General features: G+C 64.4%; 12 protein-coding genes and 1 pseudogene. 6 read left to right on the top strand and 7 right to left on the bottom strand.

Going from position 1 to position 12,733, the window contains the following annotated elements; translation table 11 throughout:
• Positions 1-936: hypothetical protein (locus tag DIE02_RS32415; RefSeq protein WP_124530192.1), on the top strand; the 936-nt coding region annotated here is incomplete at its 5' end.
• Complete coding sequence (locus DIE02_RS32410) at positions 933-2,414, top strand: virulence factor (RefSeq protein WP_260427353.1); 1,482 nt, start codon at positions 933-935, stop codon at positions 2,412-2,414. The genes DIE02_RS32415 and DIE02_RS32410, both read left to right, overlap by 4 nt.
• 156 nt (positions 2,415-2,570) lie before the next feature.
• On the opposite strand, the gene DIE02_RS32405 is transcribed toward DIE02_RS32410, so the two are convergent.
• The 7 genes from DIE02_RS32405 to DIE02_RS32370 form a co-directional block, all read right to left on the bottom strand.
• Positions 2,571-3,110 carry a cytochrome P460 family protein gene (locus DIE02_RS32405; RefSeq protein ID WP_124489291.1) on the bottom strand — a complete coding sequence of 180 codons (540 nt, stop codon included), beginning with the start codon at positions 3,108-3,110 and terminating at the stop codon, positions 2,571-2,573.
• On the bottom strand, positions 3,110-4,153 hold the full coding sequence (locus DIE02_RS32400; protein WP_124489290.1) for an alpha/beta fold hydrolase: 1,044 nt from the start codon (positions 4,151-4,153) through the stop codon (positions 3,110-3,112). The genes DIE02_RS32405 and DIE02_RS32400 overlap by 1 nt, the downstream gene beginning before the upstream one ends.
• Before the next feature lie 287 nt (positions 4,154-4,440).
• Positions 4,441-5,721: an epoxide hydrolase family protein gene (locus DIE02_RS32390; RefSeq protein WP_124489288.1), complete on the bottom strand. Its 1,281-nt coding sequence runs from the start codon at positions 5,719-5,721 to the stop codon at positions 4,441-4,443.
• 172 nt (positions 5,722-5,893) lie between these two features.
• Complete coding sequence (locus tag DIE02_RS32385) at positions 5,894-6,502, bottom strand: pyridoxamine 5'-phosphate oxidase family protein (RefSeq protein WP_124489287.1); 609 nt, start codon at positions 6,500-6,502, stop codon at positions 5,894-5,896.
• Positions 6,503-6,589: 87 nt separating this feature from the next.
• A complete protein-coding gene (locus DIE02_RS32380) occupies positions 6,590-6,778 on the bottom strand; it encodes a hypothetical protein (RefSeq protein WP_124489286.1) in 189 nt (62 codons plus the stop codon).
• A gap of 10 nt (positions 6,779-6,788) precedes the next feature.
• Positions 6,789-7,988, bottom strand: coding sequence for a PLP-dependent aminotransferase family protein (locus DIE02_RS32375; RefSeq protein ID WP_124489285.1), 1,200 nt, complete (start codon positions 7,986-7,988; stop codon positions 6,789-6,791).
• 691 nt (positions 7,989-8,679) lie between these two features.
• Positions 8,680-8,868 (bottom strand): hypothetical protein, encoded by a 189-nt coding sequence (locus tag DIE02_RS32370; protein WP_124489284.1) that lies wholly within the window; start codon positions 8,866-8,868, stop codon positions 8,680-8,682.
• A 199-nt stretch (positions 8,869-9,067) separates the two neighbouring features.
• Between DIE02_RS32370 and DIE02_RS32365 the strand changes: the two genes are divergently transcribed.
• From DIE02_RS32365 to DIE02_RS32350, 4 genes and pseudogenes are all read left to right on the top strand, one after another.
• Positions 9,068-10,414, top strand: a complete 1,347-nt coding sequence (locus DIE02_RS32365) for an MFS transporter (protein WP_124489283.1) — start codon at positions 9,068-9,070, stop codon at positions 10,412-10,414.
• Between the two features lie 56 nt (positions 10,415-10,470).
• Positions 10,471-11,442, top strand: a complete 972-nt coding sequence (locus DIE02_RS32360) for a dipeptidase (protein WP_124489282.1) — start codon at positions 10,471-10,473, stop codon at positions 11,440-11,442.
• A 32-nt stretch (positions 11,443-11,474) separates the two neighbouring features.
• Positions 11,475-11,699: pseudogene (locus DIE02_RS36510) on the top strand (DUF5943 domain-containing protein); the annotation flags it as partial.
• A 388-nt stretch (positions 11,700-12,087) separates the two neighbouring features.
• The gene (locus DIE02_RS32350; protein WP_124489280.1) at positions 12,088-12,660 is read left to right on the top strand and encodes a PAS and helix-turn-helix domain-containing protein; all 573 of its coding nucleotides are present in this window, start codon (positions 12,088-12,090) and stop codon (positions 12,658-12,660) included.
• Positions 12,661-12,733 lie beyond the last annotated feature (73 nt).

Here is a 12,733-nt window from a genome sequence, read left to right as displayed (position 1 = left end):
GGAACGAAGCCGGGGTTCTGGTATCCGCCGTCGCCGCCGGCCAAATTCAATCTCGTCGGCGCGGTCAAAGGAAATGAATCGGTTCTGGGCGTGGCGGCAACGCTTGTGACTGCGCCACTCATGTTCGTCGTGACCGGCATCAGTTCGGCATTGAACATGCTCCGCGTGAACGCCGATCCGCCGAAGGGCTGGACAGTGGTGGCGGATGCTCCGGCGCTTGACGAGCCATTCCCGCCGAAGGCCTTGCGATTCGGCAAGTCAGTCGAGACCAAGGACGGCGACGCGATCAGCGACTTCAACGAAGGCAACGATCCGCCGGCTGCTTGGCGCGACGCGAACAAGAGCGATGCAGACAAGCGCGCTGACGATCCGTACGACCAGTACAAGGCAAAGAACGAGGACAGCGTCGCCCGAGGTACGGCCGCAACGGAAGCCGGACAACGTTACGAGGACCGCGCGCTGATGCGCATGGAAGCGCGCCGGACATTGAACACCGAATGGCTCGACGGCGACGGCCACGTGATCGGCGAGGACGGCAAGAGCGCGATGCCCGAAGGCTACAAGGATTGGCGCGACAAACAGATAGTCGATTGGCTCGATCGCGGTGCGACCAACAGCCCGACGAATCACTCCACGACGATGACCAATCCCGAGCATGCCGAAAAGGCGCTTGCGTATGACGTCGCGGTGGGCTTGTGCTACGTAACGGAGAAGCAACTCAAAGCGTTGCGTATAGAGGCGGATTGGAGGATGGGGGATGGAATCCCCTTGGAAAATCCGAACAAGAAGTACGCCGACTATTTTGCGTCTGGAACTCTCGATAGAACACATCTCCCCGAATGGGTACACACCGAGAAAAGCGAAGGCAAGATGCCGCTCGCGATCGTGGATGAGCGGGAAGGTCAGCTTTATTTGAAGGTCGGAGGTGCCGTATGAGGGCACTGATTACTACGCGACCACGACGTATCGCCGTTGCCATTTCGGTTTGGTTAATCACCACTGTTCTCATGGCCTCGCTGATGGCTCATGTAGAACAACCCGACCCGGCACATTTGGAAGTAGGGGATTGGATGAAACGATACTTTGTTGTACCTGGACTGGCTGCGCTCACGGTGTTTCTCTTCACTACGGCCACGATGCGCTCCGCACACGCCGCCCCTGTTAGAGAGCCTGCGGCGAATTCAACACCAGCAGCCGAAGATCCGGCGATGCCATTCACCGCTCAGGTTGTCGGGCTGATGTGGTTGAATCCGTTGCAACGGATGGACTACCCCACCGAATGGCAATTGTTGTGGGCGCAAGGGCTTACCAAACCGAACAAGAATGACGACATGGTGCGCACGAAGCCCGAAAAATTTTCGTCACTTCGCTCCATCGGAGCATTGGTTTACGGCAACGAGGGCGAGGAAACGTTCAAGGGCTTCTACGCGAAGTACATTGATAAGTTCATTCTCCTCCTGCGCTCGCGCTACTTTAGCAACTCAGGTTACTTCTACACGGTAAAGCCAGAAAACCAAGGCCATTGGCGCGAACTCGCCGGCATACGCGTCGAAGCTGCCGTTCCGCCCCGACTCGATCCGGCCTTTGCCAAGTCGCGCATGGTCGACCGGATGATGAACTTCTTCGAAATTGGCCCGCCGTCACCCAAGACGCTTTGGAGCCGCGACACGCCTCCCGACGTGCAAATCACCCAAGGCGGCGCAAACGCCGGCTTCACGTCGCTGAACAACGCGCTGGACTACTTGCAGGCGAACCCCGACAAGACCGTCTGGGCGATGAACTGGGACGCCCCGAACTTCCCGCCCACGGATGCGCAGATCAACGAGAACCTCGTCGTGCTGTTCCTCGCGGGCCCGAACTTCAACACCGAGCGCGAACCGCTCGCCTGGATCGGCAAGGCCGCAACCGGCAACACGCACGATTTTTCGCCGAAGGTCGGCACGACGCGAACGGTGCAGGCATGGAAAGCCACGATCGACGAAGCAGCACGCAACGCCGGTGTCGCGGTCACGGACCTGAATTACATCGTCCACGACGCAGGTGTACCCAGCGACGCAGCGTCGTTACGCGTTGTCTCGCTCGCGCGGACGTTGACGGAAACCCTTCCGGAATACGACCACACGAATCAGACGTTCAACACGGCCGCCCTGCTCGGCGACATGGGAACCGGCAGCGCATTGACCGACGTCGCACTCGCGATCGGCCGGATCAACCACTTCGGCGGTAACGCCTTGGTCGCAGGCACGACCGATCCTGAGCACCCCGTCGCCGTCGTCGTCAGACCACCGTCAAAGCTCACGCCGATCGATCCGGACCAAGACTGGTTCCGCGCACGCGGCGGCAACAACGCCTACCTCCCCTGGTGGGGTCGTCGACACGACACCGACTACGGCATGCAAGGCTATTCGTGGTGACGCAAACTACGCGGCGGCGCAATCGTTGGCGACCGGGTTCGCTCGGCCGCTCCGCCGCGCCACCCGCAATTCGGCACCGGCGATCAGAACGATGGTGAACGGCGAACGGCGTACCCCACACGACACGCATTCGCCGGTTCCGCCACGCTCGCCCCCTCAAGGCGCAAACCGCGTGAACACATAGTCGTGATTCTTCACGCGCGCCTGATGACACGCGAAGCAGGTCTGGTGCTGACCGATATCGGCCGGCACGCCGTTGATGAAGCGCCCGAAGCCCCAGCCGCCCGTCGATGCATAGCGACGCGAATCCTTCACCATCACCTGCACGGTCGTCGCCTGGCCGGGCACCGTCGCCGACGCGAACTCGTCGGACTGCTTGCGCTTGTACGCGAGCTTCACGAGGATCGCGCCGTCCGGAAACGGCAGCGTCGCCTGTTCGAGCGCGCGGATCGCGACCGGGTTGCCGAGCACCACGCGCAATTCGTCGAGCGGTGCCGCTTCCTCGGCCGGCGCGACCATTTCCCACTTCCGGTAGCCGGGCGGAATCGTCACGCCGTAGATCGGCGACGCGGCCGGCTTCGGCTGCTCCGCGAAAGCGGCCGGGCCGCTCGCGGACAACGCACCGGCCAGCAGCCCACCCGCGACGAGCGCACGGCGCGCGCCGCGATGCACGACACCAGAGGTACCTGCCTGCATCACAGATTCTCCACTTGCAGGATCGCATCCGCGAACGCCTGCGGCGCTTCCTGCGGCAGGTTGTGGCCGATGCCACCGGTGATCGTCCGGTGCTGGTACTTGCCGGTGAACTTCTTCGCATACGCGGCCGGCTGCGGATGCGGCGCGCCGTTCGCATCACCTTCCATCGTGATCGTCGGCACGGTGATCGCCGGGCCGGCCGCGAGCCTCCGCTCGATGTCGTCGTATTGCGCTTCGCCCTGCGCGAGCCCGAGGCGCCAGCGATAGTTGTGGATCACGACGGCCACGTGGTCGGGGTTCTGGAACGACGCGGCGCTGCGCGCGAAGGTCTCGTCGGAGAACTGCCACTTCGGCGACGCGAGCTGCCAGATCAGCTTGTTGAACGCATCACGATTCTCCGCGTAGCCGAGCGCGCCGCGCTCGGTCGTGAAGTAGAACTGATACCACCACTGGAGTTCCGCTTGCGGCGGCAGCGGCTTGCGGTTCGCCTCCTGGCTGCCGATCAGGTAGCCGCTCACCGACACCAGCGCCTTCACGCGCTGCGGCCACAGTGCCGCGATGATGTCGGCCGTGCGCGCACCCCAGTCGTAGCCGCCGAATACCGCGCGGTCGATCTTGAGCGCATCCATCAGCGCGACGATGTCGACGGCCGTCACCGCCTGCTGGCCGTTGCGCACCGTGTCGGCCGAGCGGAACGTCGTCGATCCGTAGCCGCGCAGGTACGGCACGATCACGCGATAGCCGGCCGCCGTGAGCAACGGCGCGACTTCCGCGTAGCTGTAGATGTCGTACGGCCAGCCGTGCAGCAGGAACACGACCGGACCGTTCTTCGGCCCGAGATCCGCATACCCGACGTTCAGCACGCCCGCGTCGATCTGGTGGATCTTGCCGAGCGACGCCGCGCCGGCCGCGCGCTTCGGCGTCGACGCATCGGGCGCCGACTGCGCGCGCGCCAGCGAGCCGAACCCGAGGTCGGCCAGGCTCAGGCTGGCGAGTGTCGTGCCCAGAATCAGGCGGCGGCGGGTGTTGACGGTATCAGGCATGACGCGTTCTCCATTGTCGATCGGTAAGAAAGGGGCCCGCGGCACGTGCGGGCTATGCGGTATCGCCATTCACGGCGGCGGCGCATCGCACCGCGCCGCCGTGTGAATCGCTTCACCGGTTTTATATCCGAACCGCCCGGACGCTTTGTATCCCAACGTATCTGTGTCCGGGTACGACATACAGCGATTCAAAATCGTGGCGGAAACGGGTGTTCGCGGTCGGCCGCGCGCGACGCGCGACACGAGCCGGCATCGCCACCGGCCCGCGTTTTCCCGTCAAGCCACGCTTACGCGCGACGCAACGGCCGGAACCCGGCACGCACTTCGCGGGCAAACAGTTCCGGCTCCTCCCAAGCCGCGAAATGCCCGCCCTTGTCGACTTCGTTGAAGTAGATCAGGTTGTGATAGCTGCGCTCGGCCCAGCTGCGCGGCGCCTGGTAGATCTCGCCCGGGAACACCGTGATCGCCGCCGGCAGCGAGATGTCCACTGCGTTGAAGTTGTTCGAGTGATCCTCCCAGTAGATCTGCGCGGCCGACGTCGCCGTGTTGGTCAGCCAGTACAACGAAATGTCGTCGAGAATCTCGTCGCGCGGGATCGACCGTTCCGGCACGCCGCCGCTGTAGGTCCACTGCGAGATCTTGTCGTACATCCACGCGGCCTGACCCGACGGCGAATCGGCCAGCGCGTAGCCGACCGTCTGCGGACGCGTGACCATCATCGCCGAGTAGCCGCAGTTGTCGCGATAGAACGTCGCGAGCTTCTCGTACGCGGCCTTCTCCTTCGGCGCCAGCGACGCCGGTGCCGGCGCGTCGGTCTGGAGCAGCGTCGCGATGTCCGGCGGCACCGTCGCCGGCATGTTCACGTGAATCCCGGCCAGGCCCTGCACGCGCTGCATCGCCATCCGGTGCGAGATCACCGAGCCGCAGTCGCCGCCCTGCGACACGAAGCGCGTATAGCCAAGCCGCGCCATCAGCTCGCCCCAGGCACGCGCAATGTGGTCGGAGCCCCAGCCCGTCTTCGCCGGACGCCCCGAGAAACCGAAGCCCGGCAGCGACGGCACGACGACGTGGAACGCATCGTCGGCACTCGCACCGTGCGCGGTCGGGTCGGTCAGCGGGCCGATCGCCTTCAGCAGCTCGAAGATCGAACCGGGCCAGCCGTGCGTCATGATCATCGGGATCGCGTTCGCGTGCCGCGAGCGCACGTGGATGAAGTGAATGTCGAGCCCGTCGATCTCGGTGATGAACATCGGAAAGCCGTTCAGGCGCGCCTCGCCCTTGCGCCAGTCGTATTCGGTACCCCAGTAACGCAGCAGCGCCTGCATGCGCGCGAGCCGCACGCCCTGCGATTCGTCGGCGACGGTCTCGCGGCCCGGCCAGCGCGTCGCGGCAAGGCGGCGGCGCAGGTCGGCCAGTGCGTCGTCGGGGATATGGGCGGTGAACGGGCGTATGCCGTTGCCGCCAGTGGCCGCACGCAGCGCGGCGGTGGGCAGCATCGCGGAGACCCCGGCGGCCACGGAAGTGGCCAGCAGGTGGCGACGCGTCGGGGAAAACGGTGTGGAAGACATCGTTCGGCATCTCCTTTCGTGAAGTGGAAAGTGAACATGCCGCGCGTCGGAGCGCGCCTTCGCTTTCATTCGGGCGCGCGCCGGTCACGCGGCGTTGCCCATTTGAAAGGTCTGATGTATCCGGGATTTGTCTGACTTGTACGGGTTTGTAGCGGAAACGCGGACGTCGCCGTCAGGGCGCGACCCAACGGCCCTCGTAGCCGTCGTCGTTCACGTCGAACACCGCGCGGCGATGGCCGCTGCGCGCGAGTTCGAGCCAGTCGACGCGCGTCACCGTGACGTGGAGCAGGCAGAAGTTCCGGTAACCGTCGTCGATGGCCGCTGTGCCTGTGGTTGCGCCTGCCGCGACGTGCGCCTCTTCGGGCGACCCGATCGGCGTGCCGGGGCGCAGCGGTGCGCGATACAGCAGCAGCGTATGCGGACGGCTCGATTGCCAGACCGCGCGAGGTTGCGCTTCGTCGTCGCAGATCGATGCCACGCCTTCCGCGCGAATCTGCACGAGTGAATCGAGATCGTTCGCGACGATGGCGATACGCGCGTCACGGCGCAATTCCGCGACCTTCTCCGAACGCGCATCGGTATGGAACGACAGTAGGCGATCGGCGCGGCTCACTTGCCGCAACACGATCGTGCGCACCTTCGGCGCACCATCGAGGCCGAGCGTCGCGGCCTGCAGCATCGTGAACGGCGAGCGCTGCGTGCCGACGCCGGACTCGAGGCAGGACCAAAGGCGGTCGTACGTCTCCGTCAGCGATTCGGAAGGGGAGTCGGTGTCCGACATGATGGCGTGGCGATCCTGCGCGATTCGATCGCGACAGCTTAACCGTTTCGGCGACGAGCTTTCCTTGCGAGCCCGCCGCCGCGCGGTTCAGTTGTAGCCGAGGACGGCCGGTGCGGCGTCGCGCGTGTCGGTCGACTCCGCGCCGAAGCGGCCGAGTACGTCGGCCACGTACTGCGGCCCCGCGCCGATCTGCGACGACTTGTGCGCGACGGGACGGATATCGGCCATGCCCGGCGCTTCGTCCATCCATGCGGTGTGGTTGATGACGATGTTCATGTGTGTCTCCTCACGCGGCCAGCGCCGCACCATACGCGCGCACGAGGCGCGCCACGCCTTCCCGGATCGCGTCGACATCGGGCGCGGCGAACGACAGCCGCAGCGATGCCGCGTCGACGTTGTCCGCGAAGAACGCCTTGCCCGGCACGAAGACGACCTTGTTCGCGATCGCCTGTTGCAGCAGCACGTCCGACGACACCGCGCCGATGCGCGCCCACACGAACATCCCGCCTTCGGGACGATGGAACGTGATCGCGTCGCCGAGACCGTCGCGCAGCGCGTCGCACATCGCGTCGCACTTGCGCTGGTAGGCCGCCGTGATGCGCGGCAGATGGCGTTCGAGTGCGCCGTCGGCGAGATACTCGGCGGCGGTGGCTTGCGTCCACGGCGTGCTGCACAGGTCGACCGTCTGCTTCGCGATCACGCAGCGCCGCGCGATTTCGGCCGGCGCGATCGTCCAGCCCACGCGCAGCCCCGGCGCGACGATTTTCGACAGGCTCGCGAAATGCACGATCCAGTCGCGCGCGCCTTCGACGTCGTTCGCGAGTGCAAGCATCGACGGCACCGGTTCGCCCGCGAAACGCAGGTCGCCGTAGGGATCGTCCTCGACGATCAGGAAACGGTATTGCACCGCGAGGCGCAGCAACTTCAGCCGGCGTTCGCGCGTGAGCGTCGCGCCGGTCGGGTTCGCGAAGGTCGGGACCGTGTAGAGCAGCTTCGGCTGCGCGATCGCGCCGGATGCGAGTTGCGACGCGAGGCGGTCGACGTCGAGCCCTTCGCCGTCGACGGGGATCGTGACGATGCGCGCCTGTTGCAGACGCATCGCCGACAGCGTCGCCGGGTACGCCGGCTGTTCGGTCAGCACGACGTCGCCGGGGCCGACCATCACGCGCAATAGCAGATCGAGGCCCTGCTGCGAGCCGGTCGTGACGAGCAGTTCGGCGGGCGTGCACGTCACGTTGCGGCGCGCCATCAACGCAATCAGTTGCTGCTTCAGTTCGGCGAGGCCGTCGGTCGGGCCGTATTGCAGGCAGCGGACCGGCTGGGCGTATGCGCGTTCGGCGGCGGCGTTCAGGCCGTCGACGTCGAACAGGTCGCTGGCCGGGTAACCGCCGGCGAACGAAATCATCCCCGGCTCGGAGAGGTATTTGAACAGCTCGCGGATCGGCGAACCGGCAGGATTCTGGAATGAAGGCGTGAACGCGTACATGTCGTCGTGAGCTGGATGGCAGCGACGGCCGGGATAGCCGACAGGTGCCGCCCGCCAGGCGCTTCTGGCGCCAACGGCGGGAATTCGAGCCACGATTGTCGATAGTCATTAACGCTGCGGCAAACGATATCTATGCACTAGGTCTTGCGGTTTGGTCATCAAATGGGCGGCGCTCGCCGTGTTGCTCGGTGGCCCGCATCAACTCCCTTTCCCGCGCTCTCCAGGCAATTCCGAGCGCCCGATCACTTCTCTTCCATTGTCGGCCGTGCCCGTATCCGAGAAGCCGGCGGCTTCAATCACCGATCCCCGAGGCACAAATTGCCATCCGCGATTTTGTATCCCCAGGGATACAAAAATTGATGAAACAGGCACCGATGTAGCCCAAGGGCTACAAGATTGCTCAAAGCGATCGATATCGGCAACCGATACCCATATGCATCATGTCTTGCGGTTTGATCATCGATTGAGGGACGTGATGCGGCCGTGCTCCGCGGATAAATAGAGTACGTTCGACGGTTTTCGACCGGTACGTGCTGGCGCTTCACGGCGGTTCGCGGCCGTGGCAGTTGTCACAGGTGGTGTGCCGCTACATGCGTTGATGGCCGCACGGAAGCGACGCCGCATCTAGCCCCAAGATGCGCGCGCCCCCGAGGCATCTTCCGTCATCGAGCCCTCGCCGCGAAACTCCCCATCAGCGGCACTCAATATCGACCGCCAGAATCTCGTACCCCGGATCGGCGTTCTCGCTCGCCACCTTTTTCGCTTCTTCATACGAAAGAAAGGACATCGCTTCCTCGATCTCCGGTGCCATGCCGATGTCGCCGTCCTCGCCGGTACAGAGGAACTGAAGCCCGGTCTTCACGACATAGATGGTCGTCATGTCTCCCTCCATGGTGTGCATGGGGAACTTCCAGTCTAGCCTCCACGCTCCCTTATTCAACTCCGGCAACGCCGGCCGGCAGCCGCCCCCCGCCCCGCCCCCGATTACCTAGGTAATTGACACGTATGGACCTAGGTAATTGGCGTCCCTACGATGTTTTCGACGCGAACCGAACCACACCTACGAAGAGGACACGACCATGACCACCCAGGACGTCGATACCAGCACGCTACGACGCGTGATCGCCGCAGCCTCGATCGGCAATTTCGTCGAGTGGTTCGATTTCGCCGCATACGGCTTTCTCGCCACCATCCTGACGCGCGAATTCTTTCCGAGCGGCGATCCCACGGTCGGTCTCCTGAAGACGTTCGCCGTCTTCGCGGTGGCCTTCGCATTCCGCCCGCTGGGCGGCCTGGTCTTCGGCGTCATCGGCGACCGGATCGGCCGCAAGCGCACGCTTGCGCTGACGATCCTTATGATGGCCGGCTCGACCACATTGATCGGCCTGCTCCCGACCTACGCGAGCATCGGTTATTGGGCGCCGTTGCTGCTCACGATCATCCGCTGCGTCCAGGGGTTTTCGGCAGGCGGCGAATACGCCGGCGCATGCGCGTACGTGATGGAACACGCACCGCGCCGCCGCCGCGCGTTCTTCGGCAGCTTCGTGCCGGTGTCGACCTTCTCGTCGTTCGCCTGCGCGGCCGTGGTCGCCTATCTGCTCGAATCGTCGCTGTCGTCGCAGGCAATGGTCGAATGGGGCTGGCGCGTGCCGTTCCTGATCGCGGCACCGGTCGGCCTCATCGGCGTGTACCTGCGCGTCAACCTGAATGAAACGCCCGCGTTCCAGGCACTCGAAGGCAAGCACGACATCGCGCATGCGCCGCTGATGGAAACGCTGCGTTCGCAGTCGCTGAATATCCTGAAGCTCGGCGCGTTCGTGTCCGTGACGGCGCTGTCGTTCTACACGTTCACCACGTATTTCGCGACCTACCTCCAAGTGGCCGGGCACCTGTCTCGCGGCACGTCGCTCCTGGTGACGGTGCTCGCCCTCTTCTTCGCCGCGGCCCTGTGCCCGGTCGCCGGCTTCTTCTCCGACCTCGTCGGCCGCCGCGCGACGATCGCCACGACCGGCCTCTTCATCATCGTGTCGGTGTATCCGGCGTTCTCGCTGGGCGGCTCGGGCGTGCTGTCGCAATCGCTGGCCGGCGTCGCGCTGCTTGCGATCGGCGCGGTGTTCTCGGGCGTCGTGACGGCACCGCTGATGTCGGAAGTGTTCGCGACGAAAACGCGCTATACCGCATCGGCGATCACGTACAACCTCGCGTACACGATCTTCGGCGGCACGGCGCCGCTCGTCGCCACGTGGCTGATCTCGGCGACGGGGACCAACCTGTCGCCCGCTTATTACCTGATCGCCGTGTCGATCCTGGCGATGATCGGCGGCCTGTCCCTGCCGGAAACGTCGAAGACGGCGCTCGAAGACGCAGGTCCGGCAATCGCGAGAACCGGCCGGCCCGCCAAGCGCGGCGTCGAAGGCGCGGTTTGAGTACACGCCCCGCTCATGCAAACGGGGCTGACTAAACCAACGCATGGAGAAACACCATGACGAGCCTTCACGATGCCAGCATCATCATTGACGGCCTGAACATCTCCCGCTTCGAGCGATCGGTGTTCGAAGACATGCGCAAGGGCGGCGTCACGGCCGTCAACTGCACGGTCTCCGTGTGGGAAGACTTCCAGAAGACGATCGACAACATCGCGGAGATGAAGCAGCAGATCCGCGAATACAGTGAAATCCTCACGCTGGTGCGCACGACGGACGACATCCTGCGCGCGAAGAAGGAGAACAAGACCGGCATCATCCTCGGCTTCCAGAACTCATATGCGTTCGAGGACAACCTCGGCTATATCGAAGTGTTCAAGGAACTCGGCGTGAATGTGGTGCAGCTCTGCTACAACACGCAGAACCTCGTCGGCACGGGTTCCTACGAACCGGACGGCGGGTTGTCCGGCTACGGCCGCGAAGTGATCCAGGAGATGAACCGCGTCGGCATCATGGTGGATCTCTCGCACGTCGGCGCGAAAACCTCGTCCGACGCGATCGCCTGTTCGAAGAAACCGGTCACCTACTCGCACTGCTGCCCGTCCGCGCTGAAGGAACATCCGCGCAACAAGACGGACGAGCAACTGCGCGAGATCGCGGAGGCGAACGGCTTCGTGGGCGTCACGATGTTCATGCCGTTCCTGCGACGCGGCGCCGACGCGACCATCGACGATTATCTCGAAGCGATCGAATACGTGATCGACGTGATCGGCGAGGACAAGGTCGGAATCGGCACGGACTTCACGCAGGGCTACAGCACCGAGTTCTTCGACTGGATCACGCACGACAAGGGCCGCTATCGCCGCCTGACGGACTTCGGCAAGGTCGTCAATCCGGAAGGCATCCGCACGATCGGCGAATTCCCGAACCTGACGGCCGCGATGCAACGCGCCGGCTGGAGCGAGTCGCGCATCAGGAAGGTGATGGGCGAGAACTGGCTGCGGGTGTTCGGCGAAGTCTGGAACGGTTGAATCACACGACACGAACGCACCACGCACCCGCCATGCAGCCACAATTGCCGATCGACGTCGATCCGGACACCGGTGTCTGGACCACCGACGCGCTGCCGATGCTGTACGTGCCGCGCCATTTCTTCACGAACAATCATGTCGCCGTGGAAGAGGCGCTCGGCCGCGAAGCCTACGCGTCGATTCTCTACAAGGCCGGCTACAAGTCAGCCTATCACTGGTGCGACAAGGAGGCGAAGCAGCACGGCATCGCCGGCATGGCCGTGTTCGAACATTATCTGAAGCGGCTGTCGCAGCGCGGCTGGGGCGTGTTCAGCATTGCCGAAGCCGATCCGGCGACGTCGCACGCGCGCATCCATCTGCATCACTCGTCCTTCGTGCTGGCCCAGCCCGACAAGCACGGCAAGCTCTGCTACATGTTCGCGGGCTGGTTCGCCGGCGCAATGGACTGGGTCAACGACACCGCGCCCGACACGGCGAGCAAGGGCCCGCGTGCGCATTCGGCCGAACTCCGGTGCGCGGGCGAAGGGCACGACTGCTGCGTCTTTCACGTCGGTTGAATGTGCTGCAAGCGCTACGGCTACAATCCGACAGGAGCGAACCTGCCCGATAGCCTGGGTCCGACCACGGTTCGGACCCGCCGACCCGATGCCGAACATGACCGACACGATGCCAAGCCTCGACTACGAAGATCTCTTCAGGCATCTGCCCGTCGCCGCGATCGTGGCGAAAGAGCGCATCATGATCGACTGCAACGAGAAGGCGCTGCAACTGTTCAGGGCGACCCGCGACGACATCATCGACCAATCGTTCGCGAAGCTGTATCCGCAGCAGAAGGACTTCGCGACGACCGGCCGTCGCCTCGCGCCGCTGCTCGCGAAGCGTGCGGGGTTCAGCGACGATCGCATCATGCGCCGCATCGACGGCAGCCATTTCTGGGTCACCGTGTGCGGCTTCGGCTACAACCCGAAGCGGCCTTTCGAGCTGGCCATCTGGACCTTCACCGACCTGTCGGGCGACGCGAAGCATCCCGACGTCGCCAGCACGTTGACCGATCGCGAGCGCGACGTCGCGGCATTCCTGGTTCACGGGCTCACCAGCAAGGAAATCGGCAAGGAGCTGAACATCAGCCCGCGCACGGTCGATATTCATCGCGCGAGCTTGTTGAGGAAGTACGAGGTGCGCACGACGCACGATCTGATCGCCTGCTTGCTGGCCTGAGCCGCTCGCGCCGGAACCACGCCTCCGGCCTCCCGCTCCGATAAAAAAAGCCCGGCAAAGCCGGGCCAATCAG

The organism is Burkholderia sp. Bp8991, from assembly GCF_003853795.1.
In the GTDB taxonomy this organism is placed as follows: domain Bacteria; phylum Pseudomonadota; class Gammaproteobacteria; order Burkholderiales; family Burkholderiaceae; genus Burkholderia.
This window is presented reverse-complemented; position numbering and strand designations above follow the sequence as displayed.

Excerpts from the sequence above, each read along its gene's own strand:
- DIE02_RS32410 (WP_260427353.1), top strand. The coding sequence starts at position 933 with ATGAGGGCACTGATTACTACGCGACCACGACGTATCGCCGTTGCCATT.
- DIE02_RS32405 (WP_124489291.1), bottom strand. The coding sequence starts at position 3,110 with ATGCAGGCAGGTACCTCTGGTGTCGTGCATCGCGGCGCGCGCCGTGCG.
- DIE02_RS32400 (WP_124489290.1), bottom strand. The coding sequence starts at position 4,153 with ATGCCTGATACCGTCAACACCCGCCGCCGCCTGATTCTGGGCACGACA.
- DIE02_RS32390 (WP_124489288.1), bottom strand. The coding sequence starts at position 5,721 with ATGTCTTCCACACCGTTTTCCCCGACGCGTCGCCACCTGCTGGCCACT.
- DIE02_RS32385 (WP_124489287.1), bottom strand. The coding sequence starts at position 6,502 with ATGTCGGACACCGACTCCCCTTCCGAATCGCTGACGGAGACGTACGAC.
- DIE02_RS32380 (WP_124489286.1), bottom strand. The coding sequence starts at position 6,778 with ATGAACATCGTCATCAACCACACCGCATGGATGGACGAAGCGCCGGGC.
- DIE02_RS32375 (WP_124489285.1), bottom strand. The coding sequence starts at position 7,988 with ATGTACGCGTTCACGCCTTCATTCCAGAATCCTGCCGGTTCGCCGATC.
- DIE02_RS32370 (WP_124489284.1), bottom strand. The coding sequence starts at position 8,868 with ATGACGACCATCTATGTCGTGAAGACCGGGCTTCAGTTCCTCTGTACC.
- DIE02_RS32365 (WP_124489283.1), top strand. The coding sequence starts at position 9,068 with ATGACCACCCAGGACGTCGATACCAGCACGCTACGACGCGTGATCGCC.
- DIE02_RS32360 (WP_124489282.1), top strand. The coding sequence starts at position 10,471 with ATGACGAGCCTTCACGATGCCAGCATCATCATTGACGGCCTGAACATC.
- DIE02_RS32350 (WP_124489280.1), top strand. The coding sequence starts at position 12,088 with ATGCCGAACATGACCGACACGATGCCAAGCCTCGACTACGAAGATCTC.